At 45.3% G+C, this 17,184-nt stretch carries 22 protein-coding genes, 2 pseudogenes and 2 other annotated features; of the genes and pseudogenes, 13 read left to right on the forward strand and 11 right to left on the reverse strand.

The genetic code is table 11. The annotated features are described in order from the left end of the window. Positions 1-23: 23 nt before the first annotated feature. A complete protein-coding gene (locus CWM47_RS38675; protein WP_157816215.1) occupies positions 24-173 on the reverse strand; it encodes a hypothetical protein in 150 nt (49 codons plus the stop codon). A 281-nt stretch (positions 174-454) separates the two neighbouring features. Here CWM47_RS38675 and CWM47_RS37275 point away from each other — a divergent pair, with 281 nt between their 5' ends. Then, positions 455-736, forward strand: a complete 282-nt coding sequence (locus CWM47_RS37275) for a helix-turn-helix domain-containing protein (RefSeq protein WP_100993510.1) — start codon at positions 455-457, stop codon at positions 734-736. Between the two features lie 168 nt (positions 737-904). Next, positions 905-1,307, reverse strand: a sequence feature (23S ribosomal RNA rRNA prediction is too short). Positions 1,308-1,452: 145 nt separating this feature from the next. Here CWM47_RS37275 and CWM47_RS39975 read toward each other — a convergent pair. From CWM47_RS39975 to CWM47_RS37295, 4 genes and pseudogenes are all read right to left on the reverse strand, one after another. Beyond that, complete coding sequence (locus tag CWM47_RS39975) at positions 1,453-1,731, reverse strand: hypothetical protein (RefSeq protein WP_001802645.1); 279 nt, start codon at positions 1,729-1,731, stop codon at positions 1,453-1,455. A gap of 864 nt (positions 1,732-2,595) precedes the next feature. After that, positions 2,596-3,480 (reverse strand) — a sequence feature (23S ribosomal RNA rRNA prediction is too short). Positions 3,481-3,833: 353 nt separating this feature from the next. Beyond that, positions 3,834-3,995 carry a hypothetical protein gene (locus tag CWM47_RS39025; RefSeq protein WP_206170584.1) on the reverse strand — a complete coding sequence of 54 codons (162 nt, stop codon included), beginning with the start codon at positions 3,993-3,995 and terminating at the stop codon, positions 3,834-3,836. A gap of 98 nt (positions 3,996-4,093) precedes the next feature. Then, complete coding sequence (locus CWM47_RS37290) at positions 4,094-4,375, reverse strand: peroxiredoxin family protein (protein ID WP_449448542.1); 282 nt, start codon at positions 4,373-4,375, stop codon at positions 4,094-4,096. A gap of 93 nt (positions 4,376-4,468) precedes the next feature. Next, a pseudogene (locus CWM47_RS37295) lies at positions 4,469-4,711 on the reverse strand (peroxiredoxin family protein); the annotation flags it as partial. A 63-nt stretch (positions 4,712-4,774) separates the two neighbouring features. On the opposite strand from CWM47_RS37295, the gene CWM47_RS37300 reads away from it, so the two are divergent. Next, entirely contained in the window at positions 4,775-5,512 is a 738-nt protein-coding gene (locus CWM47_RS37300) for a GA module-containing protein (protein WP_170069486.1), read from the forward strand. A 194-nt stretch (positions 5,513-5,706) separates the two neighbouring features. Here the strand turns inward: CWM47_RS37300 and CWM47_RS39735 are convergent. Continuing rightward, positions 5,707-5,829, reverse strand: a pseudogene (locus CWM47_RS39735) (threonine synthase); the annotation flags it as partial. Between the two features lie 305 nt (positions 5,830-6,134). Beyond that, positions 6,135-6,263, reverse strand: coding sequence for a hypothetical protein (locus CWM47_RS39980; RefSeq protein WP_262512004.1), 129 nt, complete (start codon positions 6,261-6,263; stop codon positions 6,135-6,137). 45 nt (positions 6,264-6,308) lie between these two features. On the opposite strand from CWM47_RS39980, the gene CWM47_RS37310 reads away from it, so the two are divergent. Together CWM47_RS37310 and CWM47_RS37315 are read left to right on the forward strand one after the other, a co-directional pair. Next, a complete protein-coding gene (locus CWM47_RS37310) occupies positions 6,309-6,962 on the forward strand; it encodes an antA/AntB antirepressor family protein (protein ID WP_100993511.1) in 654 nt (217 codons plus the stop codon). Positions 6,963-7,729: 767 nt separating this feature from the next. Next, on the forward strand, positions 7,730-8,155 hold the full coding sequence (locus tag CWM47_RS37315; protein ID WP_100993512.1) for a plasmid mobilization protein: 426 nt from the start codon (positions 7,730-7,732) through the stop codon (positions 8,153-8,155). Between the two features lie 169 nt (positions 8,156-8,324). On the opposite strand, the gene CWM47_RS37320 is transcribed toward CWM47_RS37315, so the two are convergent. Continuing rightward, positions 8,325-8,750: a response regulator gene (locus tag CWM47_RS37320; protein ID WP_100993513.1), complete on the reverse strand. Its 426-nt coding sequence runs from the start codon at positions 8,748-8,750 to the stop codon at positions 8,325-8,327. Positions 8,751-8,928: 178 nt separating this feature from the next. Between CWM47_RS37320 and CWM47_RS37325 the strand changes: the two genes are divergently transcribed. Then, a complete protein-coding gene (locus CWM47_RS37325) occupies positions 8,929-9,342 on the forward strand; it encodes a response regulator (RefSeq protein WP_100993514.1) in 414 nt (137 codons plus the stop codon). Between the two features lie 471 nt (positions 9,343-9,813). Beyond that, positions 9,814-10,125: a hypothetical protein gene (locus CWM47_RS37330; RefSeq protein WP_100993515.1), complete on the forward strand. Its 312-nt coding sequence runs from the start codon at positions 9,814-9,816 to the stop codon at positions 10,123-10,125. A 251-nt stretch (positions 10,126-10,376) separates the two neighbouring features. On the opposite strand, the gene CWM47_RS37335 is transcribed toward CWM47_RS37330, so the two are convergent. The 3 genes from CWM47_RS37335 to CWM47_RS37345 form a co-directional block, all read right to left on the reverse strand. After that, positions 10,377-10,679 (reverse strand): hypothetical protein, encoded by a 303-nt coding sequence (locus CWM47_RS37335; RefSeq protein ID WP_157816217.1) that lies wholly within the window; start codon positions 10,677-10,679, stop codon positions 10,377-10,379. A gap of 339 nt (positions 10,680-11,018) precedes the next feature. After that, complete coding sequence (locus CWM47_RS37340) at positions 11,019-12,038, reverse strand: hypothetical protein (RefSeq protein ID WP_100993517.1); 1,020 nt, start codon at positions 12,036-12,038, stop codon at positions 11,019-11,021. 113 nt (positions 12,039-12,151) lie between these two features. After that, a complete protein-coding gene (locus CWM47_RS37345) occupies positions 12,152-12,586 on the reverse strand; it encodes a hypothetical protein (protein WP_100993518.1) in 435 nt (144 codons plus the stop codon). A 185-nt stretch (positions 12,587-12,771) separates the two neighbouring features. On the opposite strand from CWM47_RS37345, the gene CWM47_RS37350 reads away from it, so the two are divergent. From CWM47_RS37350 to CWM47_RS37375, 7 genes are all read left to right on the forward strand, one after another. Then, positions 12,772-12,966, forward strand: a complete 195-nt coding sequence (locus CWM47_RS37350; RefSeq protein ID WP_100993519.1) for a hypothetical protein — start codon at positions 12,772-12,774, stop codon at positions 12,964-12,966. Positions 12,967-13,235: 269 nt separating this feature from the next. After that, the gene (locus tag CWM47_RS37355; RefSeq protein WP_100993521.1) at positions 13,236-13,946 is read left to right on the forward strand and encodes a hypothetical protein; all 711 of its coding nucleotides are present in this window, start codon (positions 13,236-13,238) and stop codon (positions 13,944-13,946) included. Between the two features lie 62 nt (positions 13,947-14,008). Then, entirely contained in the window at positions 14,009-14,425 is a 417-nt protein-coding gene (locus CWM47_RS37360; RefSeq protein WP_100993523.1) for a hypothetical protein, read from the forward strand. Between the two features lie 7 nt (positions 14,426-14,432). Further along, the gene (locus CWM47_RS37365; protein ID WP_100993525.1) at positions 14,433-14,696 is read left to right on the forward strand and encodes a hypothetical protein; all 264 of its coding nucleotides are present in this window, start codon (positions 14,433-14,435) and stop codon (positions 14,694-14,696) included. 32 nt (positions 14,697-14,728) lie between these two features. Next, on the forward strand, positions 14,729-15,694 hold the full coding sequence (locus CWM47_RS37370) for an antA/AntB antirepressor family protein (protein ID WP_100993527.1): 966 nt from the start codon (positions 14,729-14,731) through the stop codon (positions 15,692-15,694). A gap of 96 nt (positions 15,695-15,790) precedes the next feature. Then, a complete protein-coding gene (locus tag CWM47_RS38690; protein ID WP_157816218.1) occupies positions 15,791-16,030 on the forward strand; it encodes a hypothetical protein in 240 nt (79 codons plus the stop codon). Between the two features lie 505 nt (positions 16,031-16,535). Beyond that, positions 16,536-17,168 (forward strand): hypothetical protein, encoded by a 633-nt coding sequence (locus CWM47_RS37375; RefSeq protein ID WP_157816219.1) that lies wholly within the window; start codon positions 16,536-16,538, stop codon positions 17,166-17,168. Positions 17,169-17,184 lie beyond the last annotated feature (16 nt).

The raw sequence follows: 17,184 nt of genomic DNA on the forward strand, positions 1-17,184 counted from the left end.
CCTGCTCTTCCCAGTTGGCCTGTCTAGCTAGCTAGGCCTAAAGCCGTTTGTAGATCGGCTTTAATCCGCTCGGCATCCTGATAATGAGCCGTAACGGCTCGACTCAAGGCTTGCTGATGAAGGCTGTTGGTCAAGTTCAGAATGGGTTTTCTGCCTTGCCCTTTTTGGCGCATGGCACCTTCGGGTATTGAAATTATCGGGCATGATACGCCAATTAAGGGAATTCTCAAGTCTCAATCGCACCTTCGGGTATTGAAATGTATTTCGGTCGGTAAATACGGAATCATTTTTGTGGAAGTGACTTGTCCGGCTAAATGTTGACCATAAATACCGAAGGTGAAGTGTTTGTAGTTTTCACGGTGCTCCTGGCGTTCACTCACAACCTGATTCCGTTGACCATCTTCGAACCCTTCGTCGTACGCTTTACTTAAGCCGACCAAAACGCTGCATCTCCTTGTCTGACACCGAGAAACTTACTTTACAGGAAGCCATCAAAAACCACCCTAAGTACGAGTTTAGACGGGCTTGTCAAGCATTACTTTGGAGTCATAAAGGCTTCTCGGCCAAAGAGGTAGCAGGCCACACCGAAGTCTCCCAGCATTCGGTTGGCAAGTGGCTTTCTGCCTGGCAAGAACTGGGTTTGGTCGGGCTCATGCGCCAAAAAGGGCAAGGCAGAAAACCCATTCTGAACTTGACCAACAGCCTTCATCAGCAAGCCTTGAGTCGAGCTAGCTAGCTAGCTGAGTGCTTCATTTCCCTTTCAGCAATTTCACATCTGAAGGAGGGCCAGGAGTGACGGCAGTTATCGGCAGCACCATCACCGAGGTCTCCGCAGGAGTGAATGCAAACCTGCGCTTATTGATATGCTGAAGCACTCGTCAACAGACCTTTTCCCTTTTAGCAATTTCACGTACTGTTTAACTCTCTTTTCAAAGTTCTTTTCATCTTTCCCTCACGGTACTTGTTCGCTATCGGTCTCTCGCCAATATTTAGCTTTAGATGGTATTTACCACCCATTTTGGTCTGCATTCCCAAACAAACCGACTCTTGGAAAACGTATCACAGAGAGACAGACACTCGATCAAAGACGGGATTTTCACCCTCTATGATGTCTCGTTCCATAGAACTTGTACCGAGGCTGCCTCAGAAAACGCTTCTCTAAACTACAATTCGCACTGCAAAACAGTGAGATTTCAAATTTGAGCTGTTCCCGCTTCACTCGCCGTTACTAGGGGAATCCCTGTTGGTTTCTTTTCCTCCGCTTATTGATATGCAGCAACTCTAAACTAGCTAGCTAGAGTCACAAAGCTTATCAACGAGTATATCAGGGTCGTCTAGTACATCAGCATCATTAAGTGACAGTACATCGAATGCAATTAGTACATCAACATCATTGAGCGAGTCAGCTAGCACCTCGGACTCTATCAGTATTTCAAATAGCATAGCCAACTCTCAAAGTGCGTCAACAAGCAAATCAGATTCACAAAGTACATCAATATCATTAAGTACAAGTGATTCAAAATCGATGAGTACATCAGAATCATTGAGCGATTCGACGAGCACAAGTGGTTCTGTTTCTGGATCACTAAGCATAGCAGCATCACAAAGTGTCTCAACAAGTACATCAGACTCGATGAGTACTTCAGAGATAGTAAGTGACTCTATCAGTACAAGTGGGTCATTATCTGCATCAGACAGTAAATCAATGTCTGTAAGTAGTTCAATGAGCACGTCTCAGTCAGGTAGTACATCAGAATCATTAAGTGATTCACAAAGTACATCTGATTCTGATAGTAAGTCATTATCACTAAGTACTAGTCAATCAGGTTCAACAAGTACATCAACGTCGACAAGTGCTTCAGTACGTACTTCGGAATCGCAAAGTACGTCTGGTTCAATGAGTGCAAGTCAATCCGATTCAATGAGCATATCAACGTCGTTTAGTGATTCAACGAGTGATAGCAAATCAGCATCAACTGCATCAAGTGAATCAATATCACAAAGTGCTTCTACGAGCACATCTGGTTCGGTAAGTACTTCGACATCGTTAAGTACAAGTAATTCAGAACGTACATCAACATCTGTGAGTGATCTAGCTAGCTAGCTTCTTAATAACTATTGCCACTATTCATAAAACAATGGTTTATAAAACTGTGTGCAATTGTAAACTAAAGAAATGTTTTTTCCAAACTTATAGTTTATAAATATGGCAAAAAACGTAAACCGAAAGTTTCCAGAGTGTAAACTTTCGGTTTCCAAAGTGTAAACTGAACCCTATTGATAATCAGATAGTTACAGGCAGTCGCTTCTTAAGCTATTATTATACCCTACTTTGATCAAACAACAGGGGAAGGATAAAAATTTTCATATTTCTGACCTCGCCGGACGCAAGCGAAAAAGTCTCATGAGTTACATTGTAAACTACCGCGTCAATTCGATTTTAACATCATTTCCCTTACCTGAGTAGCCAGCCATGTTTCTCACCTTAAAAACCTCCCGTTGGTCGTCTTTTAAGGTGAGAAACGGCTTCTTTCTCTCCGACTGTCGAGAAAGCCCTTCAAAGTAGGGTATAATAATAGCTTAAGAAGCGACTGCCTGTAACTATCTGATTATCAATAGGGTTCAGTTTACACTTTGGAAACCGAAAGTTTACACTCTGGAAACTTTCGGTTTACGTTTTTTGCCATATTTATAAACTATAAGTTTGGAAAAAACATTTCTTTAGTTTACAATTGCACACAGTTTTATCTAGCTAGCTAGGCTATGCCGTTGGCACGACAACTGGTACACCAGAGGTATGTCCATCCCGGTCCTCTCGTACTAAGGACAGNTCCNNTCANNNTTCCNACGCCCACNACNGATAGGGACCGAACTGTCTCACGACGTTCTGAACCCAGCTCGCGTNCCNCTTTAATCGGCGAACAGCCNAACCCTTGGNACCNNCTNCAGCCCCAGGATGNGACGAGCCGACATCGAGGTGCCAAACCTCCCCGTCGATGTGANCTCTTGGGGGAGATNAGCCTGTTATCCCCGGNGTANCTTTTATCCNTTGAGCGATGGCCCTTCCATGCGGAACCACCGGATCACTAAGTCCGTCTTTCGACCCTGCTCGACTTGTAGGTCTCGCAGTCAAGCTCCCTTATGCCTTTACACTCTATGAATGATTTCCAACCATTCTGAGGGAACCTTTGAGCGCCTCCGTTACCTTTTAGGAGGCGACCGCCCCAGTCAAACTGCCCGCCTGACACTGTCTCCCACCACGATAAGTGGTGCGGGTTAGAAAGCCAACACAGCTAGGGTAGTATCCCACCAGCGCCTCCACGTAAGCTAGCGCTCACGTTTCAAAGGCTCCTACCTATCCTGTACAAGCTGTGCCGAATTTCAATATCAGGCTACAGTAAAGCTCCACGGGGTCTTTCCGTCTAGCTAGCTAGCCGCAAATACCATTGGTTTCACTTCCGAGAAACCCTGAATAGCCACGCTGGCGGGGTTGTCGATCGTTGTTACGGTATCGCCAACTTTTACTTCTTTGGCCACTTTAATACCCGAAATCAGATATCCCACATCGCCACACTCGATCACATTTTTTGGTACCTGAACCAGGCCGAGCGTTCCTACCTCATCTACCCTGCTGAGCAGAAATAGCGTCGCTCCGCTTCTCGAAACGCTCGTCGAATCCTTTCTCTTTTTCTGTTCGGGCGTAGCTGCTTTGTACTCCCTCTGTAGCATAGTCATTTGCTCATCCGTGGGTTTGAGTATTTTTTTGAGCTTCTGATTATCAATATTCATCGGTGACCTACTCACAACTGCGTCTTGGACGGAATCAAGACTGATTATTGAAATGGCACCAGGTTCGAGATAGAAGCGGATCGAATTTTGATCAATAAATAGCCGGGCCAAATGGGGTTGATCGACCCCCAATACGGAGCCAGCCACTGTTTGTGCTGATAATTGACCAAGCGGACGGTGGCCCGTTTAAGGGTTTCTTCTCGCAAGTAGTTGGTGGAAAATTGACGATTGGCTTGGTTACTGCGAACCCGTATGCTACTGATTAGATTGGACAGATATTAAAATCACCGTAACAGGCCCTCGTCTAGCTAGCTAGCTTCACTACTTCGCTATCCCAATGTTTGAGATCCGATACATGCGTCCAGTCGAGGCCGTCTTTGCGAATTGCTTTCAGCCAAGCCTCTTTCGCATTAGGCCGATCTAGCGAAACGCCCAAGACCGTAAAGTTTTTGTCTTTGTACTGCTGAAAGTTCTTGACTAGATTCGGATTTTCAGCTCGGCAAGGAACGCACCAGCTCGCCCAAAAGTCAACTAAAACATATTTCCCCCTGAAGCTGCTCAAGGATATGGCGAGTGTTGTTGCCATCGTCAGATAAACCTGTCCCAGGAGGGCGTTACCAGCCACTTTCGAAACCCGGCCTTTATCGGGTTATTCACCGCGCCAACGTGGTTTCACTACTTCGCTATCCCAATGTTTGAGATCCGATACATGCGTCCAGTCGAGGCCGTCTTTGCGAATTGCTTTCAGCCAAGCCTCTTTCGCATTAGGCCGATCTAGCGAAACGCCCAAGACCGTAAAGTTTTTGTCTTTGTACTGCTGAAAGTTCTTGACTAGATTCGGATTTTCAGCTCGGCAAGGAACGCACCAGCTCGCCCAAAAGTCAACTAAAACATATTTCCCCCTGAAGCTGCTCAAGGATACTAGCTAGCTAGAGTAGCTGGTGTAAATCAAGAAACTGCAAAAGCAACAGAATTAAATAACGCAATGCACAGTTTACAAAATGGTATCAATGATGAGACACAAACAAAACAAACTCAGAAATACCTAGATGCTGAGCCAAGTAAGAAATCAGCTTATGATCAAGCAGTAAATGCAGCAAAAGCAATTTTAACAAAAGCTAGTGGTCAAAATGTAGACAAAGCAGAAGTTGAACAAGCATTACAAAATGTGAACAGTACGAAGACGGCGTTGAACGGTGATGCGAAATTAAATGAAGCTAAAGCTGCTGCGAAACAAACGTTAGGTACATTAACACACATTAATAATGCACAACGTAATGCGTTAGATAATGAAATTACACAAGCAACAAATGTTGAAGGTGTTAATACAGTTAAAGCCAAAGCGCAACAATTAGATGGTGCTATGGGTCAATTAGAAACATCAATTCGTGATAAAGACACGACGTTACAAAGTCAAAATTATNAAGATGCTGATGATGCTAAACGAACGGCTTATTCTCAAGCAGTAAATGCAGCAGCAACTATTTTAAATAAAACAGCTGGAGGAAATACACCTAAAGCAGATGTCGAAAGAGCAATGCAAGCTGTTACACAAGCCAATACTGCATTAAACGGTATTCAAAACTTAGAACGTGCGAAACAGGCTGCGAACACAGCGATTACAAATGCTTCGGACTTAAATACAAAACAAAAAGAAGCATTGAAAGCACAAGTAACAAGTGCAGGACGCGTATCTGCAGCAAATGGTGTTGAACCTAGCTAGCTAGGTATCCAGTACAAGTGGTACAATACTTTCGTACAGGGCAGTCAATTAACTAACTATTAACTAATTACAACGAAGATTCCATTCAACTCGTAAACGGCAACAGATGAAAGCAGGCATTGAGCGAACGGTAAATCAAAAAGGGCTACCATCGCTGGCAGCCCCTGTCAATCCTATACAATTACGACCCGCTTACTTACACGACCACTCGGATATAAAATCGAAACCCGAACACCCGGAACATTATGAAAGCCCATGGCAACAGCTCCACCTGTATCTCCTGATGTGGCGACTAAAATGTTAACCTCCTTGTCACTCTGTTATAAATATATTGAATGGTAATTTTTGATCTCTTTACCGTTTCGGTGAGACTCGTTTGCCTGAACTTAGTAACAGGACAATACGCTTGCCGATAAGAATTACGCTAAGCATTTTTGGCATGTCATAAAGCAGAAAACCCGATCCCTTTTTAAGAGACTGAGTTTTCTGCTTTGATCAGATTAGGTAGGTAAGGAATAGGTTGTATCTTATCTCTTTGCTCTGGCTAGTTGTAGACTCAAACCGTTTGAATGAAATCTTCGTTGTAATTAGTTAATAGTTAGTTAATTGACTGCCTAGCTAGCTAGGGTTTGCTGGCCATGTGGTTTCGGGTTGGCTTACTATCCCTAATATACACAATAATGTCGACAATTACCAGAACGAAGCGAATAAATGCGATATAAGGCGTTATCTCCATCAGATGTACGGCCATAAGGTCGGTTGTAGATAAGAGATTCTACCCCTATAAGCGGGCTTAATTTATGAGGTTTGTACCACTCTTGCCCATTGGTCAAAGAAAAACATCGTCAACAATCAATTTGATCAGGAAAACGTCGATTGGATTATACTCGACATTATGTCGAGTTCAAACAACGGCTCAATGACAACTGATTACGAATTAACGTTTGATTTTGCGGAACGACTATCAATGGTCGCGCAGACCGATAAGGGTGAAGAAATTCGCCGTTGGTTTCAATCGCTCAAAAAGAAGGTCGAAGCATTACCCGCCAGTCAGGATGATTTGATTTTGATGCTGGCACAGCGAAATGTTGAAACAGCCAAACGACTGTCAGTTATTGAAGAGCGTCTTGATCGATTTGAGCAGATACAACAGACGGCAGCCACGGAATTACTGGCACTGCCAGCGCCCACCGAACCAATGGCTGAGATTCCGACAGAGAGCCAGATTATTCGATTGGTTAATTCCTACTCACAAGCCAAATCGGTAGCACAGCCCGAAGTATGGCGAAAGTTGTACACGGAACTACTGTATCGGTATCGCATTTCGGTCAATGCGTATAAGCGGCCACCGGGGGAAAGTAAAATACAGATGCTAAAACGTGTAGGGCATCTGGATAAGTTGTATGTTGTCGCAACAAATGTTTTGCAGATGCCTCAGGCAAATGCGTAAGTAAGTGGTAAATAAGGTGGTTACCTAAAGCCAGTTCCATGTTGGGGCTGGCTTTTTATATTCAACAAAACAGCCGCTACTTAGAAAGGAGCGGCTGTTTGAATTGGGCTTATTCAATTGAACATTCAACCCTTACAACAGCGTTTCTACCGAAACAGGTAATCTAATAAGGTTGTGGTATTAAAAACAGCCGCTACCCAATGGGCAACGGCTGTATAAACAAGTTCCTATAATACACTAGCTATTTCTTACCTAACCGCTATAGTGAGCATTACGTATAGCTTAGTGAGGTACTGGGCATAGAAAAGCCCCGTCGTGATGGCCAGTCAGCTATGGCATAAAACAAAACAGCCGCCATCCAAAAGATAGCGGCTGAGTCATAAAAGATTCTGCATTATTAGTGGCTAGAACTTAGTTCTTTAAAAACTGTTTTTGAATGCCCATACACAAGCCCCGTCGTGATCGGCGGGGCTTGTTTGTTAAAGAGGATATTATGTTGTGTTGGCTGGATTAATTCATGTATATACACGTAATATTCGTGCTTACGAGCTACTTAAAGTTTTAGTTGAAATGGGAAGGAAAAATACAACTCGTATAGCAGTCGATATGGCTAGTGCCTAGCCGATTTCAAGTCCCAAATGCCGAACGTAAAAAGGGGCTAATTTTTTAGGAAGCAAGATGTGTTTTTGTCACGACAAAAACCTTTTCTTTGCTCTCGCAAAGGAACCTAAATACGGAGCCTCCGAAGTCGGCCCGCAACAACAGTCATGAAGGAAAAAGACAAATGGTACAAAGGAGGGAGGCCTGAGATGAAGCCGGAAGAACGGGCTACCAGAGTAGTTCAGGTTCGCTTCACCCAGGCAGAGTATGATCAGCTTTTAGCCCGAAAGGCTACCGTTAAGACGCAGACGGTGTCCACTTACGTTCGGGCCGTTTGTCTTAACAAACCGTTCCGCCTGAAGCCCGAGCGCTCGACTTATCAGAATATCCTTCTATCGCTGATTCAGGAGACCAGGAGCGATGTCTTGCGGATTGGCGTCAACGTAAACCAGGCCGCCAGGCGCATCAATAGCACCACGGACTACCAGGATCTACAACGGGAAGTGACGAAGATGGCTAGTGATATGGCCCGGTTCGACGCTCAGCTGCGGGAGGTGATGGCCACCATTCTACAGCAAGGCGGAGAAACGTAAGTGTTTGTCACGGGATAACAGCCCATCGGGAAGGTCAAAGAAAAAGGGTAGCTAAGGCTACCCGATTTACCCTACTAACTCTATGAAGCAATAAGATTGACTTATGAGTAAATTGATCTGACGGCAAATTTCTTTCGGAAGAGTTGTCAATAGAGGTCCTGGAGCGTTTTTACAACTCACTACGCTGCAAGCCCGATTTACGGGTGATATGGCCACTTACGGTTGACACAACTATCCTTAATTCGTCCAGGTGCACCGGCTTCTGTAAATGATCACTAGCGCCCAGCCGTAGATACGCTTCCCGTTGCGGCTCAGTCACTTCAGTTGATAGCATGATCAGACAGGCCTGCTGACAGCTGGGATGAAGCAGCAGCGTGCTGAGCCATTTCATCTCTTCTCCATCTGGAACCACGCCATCCATCACCAACGCTACGGGTTTGTCTTTTCCTAGCGAGGTGGCTGACAGAAACTCAGTCACTGAGCTAAACCAATACAGGTCTAAATGCTGCGCCCAATTGCGAAAGCCATGCTGCCAGTATATATAATCATCTTCGTCCTCGTCCAGAAGGGCAACCCAGGGCTTTAGTATCTCCATTGTAAGTGGTATGTATCCAGTTGTAGAGGATAGATGTTTTAATTAATTCTAAATAGTGCTACTTTGTTTAACTCGCTTTTAAGCCGAGCTTATAAACACAAGTAACTTCGAGGAGATTTACGTAGTATTGCCTTGTTAACAGGATGTGGCCTGTTTCTGCACCCGTAATAACTTGACCATGAACCAACATACGTACCCCTGCGTCTTTATCGCCGATGATGATGAGGACGACCGCTATCTGCTGAACTTGGCCTTTACCCGGCACAGCCCTCAGTGTCGACTGGTCTTTACTTATGATGGGCTGGATCTACTGGATGCGCTGGCTCGGTACGAGACGAGTCCAGAGTTGATCATTCTGGATATGAACATGCCCCGGCTCAACGGTTTTGAAGCCCTCCAGGCGCTTCGGCAACAGCCATCCTATCAATCAACACCCATTGTCATACTGACGACTTCGGAAGCAGAAACTGATCGCCAGCGGGCAGAGCAGCTGGGGGCCAACGAGTTCATTACCAAGCCCCTGAAGGGCGAGTTACTGGGTCAGATTGTCGCCCGGCTGCGGGTTGACTGGCTGGAGGGCAACTGCTGCTGAGCAACCGTTTGTCCACAGGTTGTCCAAGACACTAAAGTCTTAAACAAAAGCCCGGCTAGTGGAGTAGCCGGGCTTGAAAAGTTTATGGTTGAGTAAGTCAGTAAGCTATAAACGGCCAGGAGTACGTATTGTTCAACGGGTAGTGTGGGCTGAAAACGCCTATTTTTTTGAATTGACTTAAATCTATTTTCCTGTGGGCTGCGTAAGAATAGTAAGCTTACTGTTTAGTTTATACTGTTTGCGTGCCTTACTGTTTCTATCCTAATTCATTATTACCAACAAATAAGCCCGGTCGCAGCGCAGCCGGGCTTACTGTTTCTATCCACACCATAGGTGTATACCCGGGGGTATACCTCCTATTGAGAAAGGATAACGACCGCTTAATCAAGATTGTTTGATGAGGGGTTACGTGGACGCCAAACCTTCTTTTCTACACGGGGTTAATACAGAAACCCACCTTATGGCTATACAATGCAACCCGACGACGTAAAAACCAGTCTGACTTACCAAATCAAGGAGTTCTTAACCTATACAGCCGATACAGATAACGACACAATCATGGCCCAGTATACATTGATTGAGGGCTTGGTTGATCGATCAGTGATTGGCGATCATCTCAAATTTGATGTCTATAATATGGGGTTTGGCCAGGAAAACAATGCCGACTATGCTTATTTTCTCCATGTAAACACGGTCAGTTCCCAGCCAGTTGAGCGCAAAGGTTTTGCCTTGGAAGGGCTCCAGGAGCGAATGAGACGCCTACTGAAAGAACTGCTGGCGTAATTTTTCTTTTTGGTATGCCTCCTTACTGAAGTTTTTCCTGGAAGTTGAGCTCATGCCGGAGAAATGGTTAGCACCCCATCCCCGCTAATCCTTTATCTTTGGGAATAAAATAGCCACACCCAACCCGGTGTGGCTATTTTGTTTAAGGCCCATAAATTCGATTTAAGGACCTTACTTTTCTTAATGCCCTAATGGTTCAACTTTGACTATATAAGAGTATGGATAGCTATTTTTGAGCCTCATACGAGCCGTCAGGGCTTTAGTAATAGCTGTCCTATTCGATTGATCTTCGTTTTAAGGTCTTTCAAGGCATCTAACTTACCTTCCTGAATGGCAGCCAGGTCTTTGAACGCATCATCTTTGAGTAAGCTCCAGGCCCGGTCGTGTCCGTCTGGGTTCTCGCTGTTGAGCATGATTCCTTGTATTGTAGACAAGAGGGCATTGTAAGCGTCGGTAATAGACTGCACCTGACTACCTGAATCAAGCTGATCAAATTCCTTAAGTTCGGCCGTGAGCCGGGCTCGTTGTTCTTTGTTCATTCTTATTGTACTCATAAACGAATCTATTGTTTTCGTCAGCACAGCTCACCCTCTATCAAGATCTTACGGAGGGGTACTATATACAGTTATTCATTATCCGTAAATTGGTGACTTCGCGCCATCTTCTTTTTTTGCTGCCACCGGTTAGGTAGTGGGGTATTGTTTACTCTTTTTCTGCCTTCTACCGTTTTCGAACGAAGGGAGGGGACAACGGTGATCGTCCCTCGGTAGAGGGCGAATACTGATCTTTTTCAACTTTTAAGTAATTGGCCTGTTAATAATTCAACTATTATATTCGGCGGTTATCCATTGATCTATTAGCGGATAACCGCCAACTGCTATAACGGATAACCGCTAATTGGAGAAGTAGCCTTTAGTCATATCTAGTTGCCGCGCCCCGTCAATCATATCAATCATGATGAAATTAAGGTCGCCCTCACTGTTAGCAAAAAAGTAGGCAATAGGGTCTCGAATACCTGAAGCATAGTTAACGAGCGTACTTATATAGTCCCCCTCAGCCAAGGCAAGTAGATTCCGATTTGTTGAGCTTTGCTCGCAGGTAAACAAAAAGTAAATAGCACAGTATAGGCGAAATCCATTTATGAAATCCTTTTGATATTCGTCAACTTCTTGTTCGGATCGTTCTTTGCCCTCTGGGTCGTAGTACACAAGGTAGGTCCCGCTGTTGATATTCCTGAGTGTATTTTCTCTGGGTTTAGGTTGTATCTTTTTAATTGCCGCATTGGCGGGAACGGTCTTGTTGAATTTAGCCCGTTCATCGTAGAATATCTTCTTTAGGTGGTTAAACCAAGACATCTCTGCGACATATTGCTTCTCTATTGCCTCCTGATCTGTCTCGATTCGCAACTTTACTATTTTGGCAATACTGGCAAAGTGTGCCGCAATTTCATTGGTGCGATCTGGCTTGGTCCTGAATAGGTGGATCAAAACCTCAATCTTGGCTAAGTTATCGAAGCGAACCCGATAGTGAGTATTCTTAGGAAAGCCGCAGACTTTAGTTTCAACGATACCCAAAGACTTTAGGTAATTAGTGATCTTTTGAACGCGCTCTTTCCCAATACCGTATTCATCCTCAATACGCTCGTAAGAGTGATAAAAGTATCCGTTTGAGGTTTGCTCCTCAATGTAGAGCTTGAAGCTGTTGTAGCACAGGTACTCAAAGAAGATTGCCCCGTCTGGCTTTAGTGAATCCCGCTTTCTTGGCTGGCCCGTTTCGGGGTTTATTTCGGGCTCTTTATTCGAGCTAAGTCGATACTCTTGGAACCTGACGATGTTTGTAGCAAGGCTATCATAAATCAGCTTCTTTTGCTCTTTGGTGAGTTTATTCTTTTGTACATTTGTCGTGTCGCTCATTTGTGAGTTTGTTTAGCCGGGATAGGTCGCCAAACTTCAACCCGGCTTACGTTATTAAGTAGCCACACCTAACCGGGTGTGGCTTTTTTGTTTGGTAAATCCTCACCGTGAAATCAATCGATATGGGTTACGTCAGTTATAATCTGAGCAGGAAATTCACCGTCTTTCTCATACACGAGGATAATTTCATCATCCTCTGGTACCGCAATTTCATGTGGTCTTTCTCTTAGACTTTCATTTACATCAAAGGTTCGTATACCCAAACTTTGAAAGTGCTCAGTGTCAATTCTTACAACGACTTTATTCCTCTTTGCGTAGAACAAAGCTCTTTCATAGTGAGGAGTTGCGGATATACCCCTTGTTGTGAACCCGTTCTGTTTCCACTGATGATGCCTGATGGCATTGGTTTCGCTACCGAATACCATAGGGAAAACATCTAAATCAAGGCGGGGTTCTGCTACAAACTCCATTGTCCCTTTAGGAATCAGCTTATAACCAGCCTCTATTTCGGCTCTTCTCAAGGCTCGATAAAGATATTTGTAATCCATTGTTTTTGAGATAAGTGGGCTTTTATTCATGAATTATACTGCCGCCCATACTAAAGCAATATCGGATGAATTTAGCTGACCGCCCCTAGTCTGAGGCGTTCGGCTCATCAAATATAAAGAGGTTGCAGTAGTATTGCGAATGTAAAGCAGAGTATTATATTTGTAGTACAGTATATTACACTATAATGGCAAAAGTAACTACCTCATTTCGCCTATCGGACGCAACAAAAGAGCAGTTAGACGCACTATCTACGCTGTTCAAAGAGAGCCAAACTGAGATTTTAGAAAGGGCTGTGAAGCTACTTTTTGATGATCGCGAGCAGATAGCAAAGGCTGATATGGATATAAGATTGGAAAACACAAAGCGAGGGAAGGCTTAATAAAACCTCTCTTATAGCGCTTTTAAGTCAAAATGAAGTAGATGTAGACTAAAAGTAGTACGTTGCTTTGCATTGTTTTACGTTTTTACTATATTTGTATCAGAAAGTCACAGAGAGGTATTCAGAAAAGGCGATATAGTACCGAGGAGGTTGCCAGCTGGACTGTATGAGTACTTTTAGTTACCTATAAAAATAGTGAACCCCTCTCGAAAGAACTTTGGACGGTGCTTCGGGAGGGGTCAAGTATCAACACTTTAACGCTTATTAAAATGTCAACGGAACAAAGTTATCCGGGGAAAGGGGGAAATGCAACCCAAACCTCAACAAACGGGCTCAGTATTGAGCAAACGGCCAATAAGGCCCCTTTAACGGCAAGTCACCCCGACTTATCAGATGCCGAATTTATCAACGCTCTCCAGGCAGAATACAATCTGTCAGTCGAAGACCGCGAAACCATAACAGGGCTATTGCTAAGAAGCTACCCTCGTGACCTGGTAGAACGCACGGCCAAGCGGTTTGGCGATACGCCCGGCTTTCAATCGGTTGTTAACCAAGTAGCAGACGTTAAGCAACAAGGCAACACCACCAAAGCCACCAGGCCGATACCCAAACCTAACGGTGATCTTGTCGCTCCATTAGAAATACTCGTTAACGCCCGGTTTGGTACGTCGCACGCGGATGTATTAATCTTTGCCCTGGCTGAATACCAGGAGTCACGGCTGAAAGAGGCTTTTGAGTCATTAGACGAAGAGGAATATCATAACGCGGCCAACAGCCTTTCGGACTCGCAAGGTGCCGGGCAAATGCTCATGGAGTTGGCTTTGAGCCTTAGCAAACTGGCAGATAGGAACTATTGGGCAATAAGTGGTGAAACGCCCGAAGGGAAGGGTAAGTCATCCGATCTTTTTGAAAGCTACGCGAAGCATTACTTCGGATTTTCGGCTGAGCGCATTCAGGAATACATAGACCAAAGTTACTAGTCTTACCTCTCTATTTCTTTTCTGAAAAATCACCCCTTTAGCTAAGCTAAGCTGCTACTACTATGGCACAGTCAATAGAATCCCAACCCGAACTTAAGCCGATTACGGGTCTCAAATTTGGCTTACACCTCGGCAGTAACTACGGCCGATCGACCGCTAGCCTGGTTATCGAGGCTCTACAATCTCACCGCGAAACGATGTCTGATCTGATGTTTGAGCAGATCCGCGAAGGTGAGTATCAAAACGCGTATAGCTATCACGAAAGCCTTTCGGAGATAAACGATCTGCTTGACGGATTGCTATTTGAAGCCGTAAGGGTCGCGGACCATAACGATACCGCTTTTGACTACAAAGGTAACCCCGCAGCACATCGTAAAGAGCTGGACCGAGTCAAAGAGGATAAAGCAGACCGGTATAACCGGTTTCTTAAAAAGATTCTTTCCAGCTACTCAGACGAGCTCAAAGAAGAAGCTGAATAGCCGATCTATGGCCTCAATCAAGCTCACAATCACTATCCCTTCATTCCTTCAAGCTAAGACCGATACCGTTGACGGTACGCTTAGTTTGAAGGAGCTGCTAAGTCGAAACATTCATTTGCCAGCCGACCCCGAAGAAGCCAGAGAGTTAGCGCAGGTCCGGCGCGACCTCTACACCCTTATTGATCGGGTGTTTGCCGAACAGGTAGCGCAGAAAGCCGCTCAGGCCGGCGCACTTAAAGCAGATGGGCGCTCAAAATCAAGTCAGTCGTAATCAATCAATTTCACCACTAATCAAATACCGCAATGTCAACAATTCAGGCACCCGTTGCCGTTATTCAGCACCCAATTTTAGGACCCGCCGTATCAGGCCGGGCAATCTACGCAGCCACTAGCATAAGCAATGCCAGCCGTGATATATTCTCGGACTGGTTCCGACACAAGCAGAGCAAATTAGACTTAATCGAGGGTAAAGACTTTATAACAACATCAGTCAACCTTGCCGGGTCATCTCGTAAGTATATCGAGCATACCCTTACAATTGATGCCGCTCAGCGTCTTGCCGAAATTGCGCCCGCAAAACGAGGGGTAGAATTGGCGGCCTACCTAAAGTACTATCCTACTGCTGAACCTACAGCCACCGAGCTACAGGAAGCCATAAAGGGAGAGTCGATCGCGCCGGAAGCAGTAGCACCCATTTTGCTATTTAGTAATTTAGGAGTCCCGCCCACGATTGAGTTGCAGCCAGATCCCTCGCCGGTAATTGAGCCCGAGCCGCTCACACCCGTTCAAAAACTACTGGCAGAGGTGCAAAAGTTGGCTGAGGACGAGGCTAAGCGCAAAAATGAACCGGTAGTACCCTCAGAGGAATTTAAGGGCATGGAGGCAAGATTAGAGCAAGTAGAGAAGCAACTAACCAGTATTGGCAAGATTTTTTATAACCTCGCTAGCCTATGTCAGCCCGAATCGCAATCACTCTTTCCGGGGTTTGATCGGCCCGGTGCTTACTGGCAGAAGCTACCCGATCTGGACCCAACTACCCGCGTCAAGATTACCCGGTTAGTCGATGGGTACGCAGCCGCTAAGACCGTAACTCATCAGGAGGTTTGGAAGCACCTGTATGGCCACCTAAGTAGCCGGTTTAGCTTTGATGCCTGGCAGTACGCTCAGGGTAAAAAGAACCCGAACTATCTGGATATAATTGAGGAAAACGGGCAACTGGAAAACCTCTACAACATTGCTGTTGAGTTGTTGACGCTATCGCAGCGGTAAAGTGGTGTGGTTGATTAATCCGGCTCTGTGGCCAAAGTGACAAGGTTTATAGAGCCGGATTTTATATATTTAAATAATTATATAAATGATCACTATATGGAAAACACAAAGAAGTATTTGGACGGTAGGCGGGTATTTTCGGTGCAAACCTATCACGTTGAATTGGTTTGCGGCAAATGCAAAACGGGGTATTTTCGCCCGGTAGCTCCACCTGAGCCCGGCGCAACCGACATACGACACATTTGCAGTGTATGTGCTCGTGAGCAGGATATACCGGCACCACCCTGGCCACGCGAAGAAAAGCAGTTGAGACAGGAAACAGGCAGGACATTTTAATTTTATATAATTATATAAATGATCACTAAACGACTAAATTTATGAGTACTGCCCGCGAATACCGTCCTGTAATAAACACGTTTGAACTGAAGACTTACTATGTTGAGTGTATCTGTGGTAAGTGCAAGCATGGAAAAATGCTTGGTAGTGGAAGCCCTAACATAGGGCTAACTCTTCACACTTGTGACAATTGCGGCCATACGGATAAGCTGTCCGGCGATCCCTACCCGCGAACAATTACTAAATATCAGCAGGTATCCAGTCAATGAGTATAGTCAAGTTGCCCGAAGTGGTTATTTAGATGGGTGCGTAGCTGGTCCGGCTTAGCCACTTAGTTATTTATTACCCTCTGCTACATATTAGCCAACCCAACCGCGCAACCTCTCTCTGTATGATTTGCCGCACCTGCCAAGAAGATAAGCCATTAGCGGATTTTCGGACCTACAAAAAAAGGTCCGGTGTCGGCTATGAATCTACGTGTAAAGCCTGCGCAAGCCGGGCCAATATGCAACGAGTACAGGAGCGAAAAGCGGTTGATCCAACTTATGCCGAACATATCCGTCAAACAGACCGGGCTTACAAGATTCGCCGGGCAAGCAGGCCGACAAGTCCCGTAGACGAAAAGCCTGCTTGCCAAGGATCAAAGGAAAGGCGGATGCAACAGAAACGGGCTGCCTACCGGCGTATGATGGAAGACCCGGTAAAGGCAAAGGCCGAACGGGAGCGAAAACGACGAAGCAGGCAGCGCAACCCGGAGCGCCCGCGCCCGGCAAGGCCCGCTGCCACTGCCGAGCTAACCGGATGGAAATTGGTGAGGCACCAAATAAAACAGCGCAAACGGGAAACCAGAAAGCGCGAAAACATCAAAAATGACCCGGTACGATTAGAAGCCTTTCGGCGTAGAAATCTGGACAAACAAAGGCGATGGCAACAGGCAATCAAAAATGACCCGGTACGGTATGGAGCCTATTTGCAGAAACAAAGGGAGTATGCCGCTAAACGAAAGGCTGAACGTACGCAACGATTGATTGACGCAACTACCCCCACCCCGCCAACCCAAACAACCAAAAAACCCACCCGCCGAAAGAAGACACGCCGCGCCAATATTTCAACCTGGTTAGGTCGGGCCAATGAGTAAGGAATTACTTCACAGT

Source organism: Spirosoma pollinicola (assembly GCF_002831565.1).
Taxonomy (GTDB): Bacteria; Bacteroidota; Bacteroidia; order Cytophagales; family Spirosomataceae; genus Spirosoma; species Spirosoma pollinicola.

Coding starts and splice junctions, on each gene's coding strand:
- CWM47_RS37355 (WP_100993521.1), top strand. CDS start 13,236: ATGTCAACGGAACAAAGTTATCCGGGGAAAGGGGGAAATGCAACCCAA.
- CWM47_RS37315 (WP_100993512.1), top strand. CDS start 7,730: ATGAAGGAAAAAGACAAATGGTACAAAGGAGGGAGGCCTGAGATGAAG.
- CWM47_RS37345 (WP_100993518.1), bottom strand. CDS start 12,586: ATGGATTACAAATATCTTTATCGAGCCTTGAGAAGAGCCGAAATAGAG.
- CWM47_RS39980 (WP_262512004.1), bottom strand. CDS start 6,263: ATGGCCGTACATCTGATGGAGATAACGCCTTATATCGCATTTATTCGC.
- CWM47_RS37320 (WP_100993513.1), bottom strand. CDS start 8,750: ATGGAGATACTAAAGCCCTGGGTTGCCCTTCTGGACGAGGACGAAGAT.
- CWM47_RS38690 (WP_157816218.1), top strand. CDS start 15,791: ATGGAAAACACAAAGAAGTATTTGGACGGTAGGCGGGTATTTTCGGTG.
- CWM47_RS37330 (WP_100993515.1), top strand. CDS start 9,814: ATGCAACCCGACGACGTAAAAACCAGTCTGACTTACCAAATCAAGGAG.
- CWM47_RS37290 (WP_449448542.1), bottom strand. CDS start 4,375: ATGGCAACAACACTCGCCATATCCTTGAGCAGCTTCAGGGGGAAATAT.
- CWM47_RS37360 (WP_100993523.1), top strand. CDS start 14,009: ATGGCACAGTCAATAGAATCCCAACCCGAACTTAAGCCGATTACGGGT.
- CWM47_RS37325 (WP_100993514.1), top strand. CDS start 8,929: ATGAACCAACATACGTACCCCTGCGTCTTTATCGCCGATGATGATGAG.
- CWM47_RS37370 (WP_100993527.1), top strand. CDS start 14,729: ATGTCAACAATTCAGGCACCCGTTGCCGTTATTCAGCACCCAATTTTA.
- CWM47_RS37375 (WP_157816219.1), top strand. CDS start 16,536: ATGCAACGAGTACAGGAGCGAAAAGCGGTTGATCCAACTTATGCCGAA.
- CWM47_RS37335 (WP_157816217.1), bottom strand. CDS start 10,679: ATGAGTACAATAAGAATGAACAAAGAACAACGAGCCCGGCTCACGGCC.
- CWM47_RS37350 (WP_100993519.1), top strand. CDS start 12,772: ATGGCAAAAGTAACTACCTCATTTCGCCTATCGGACGCAACAAAAGAG.
- CWM47_RS38675 (WP_157816215.1), bottom strand. CDS start 173: ATGCGCCAAAAAGGGCAAGGCAGAAAACCCATTCTGAACTTGACCAAC.
- CWM47_RS37365 (WP_100993525.1), top strand. CDS start 14,433: ATGGCCTCAATCAAGCTCACAATCACTATCCCTTCATTCCTTCAAGCT.
- CWM47_RS37340 (WP_100993517.1), bottom strand. CDS start 12,038: ATGAGCGACACGACAAATGTACAAAAGAATAAACTCACCAAAGAGCAA.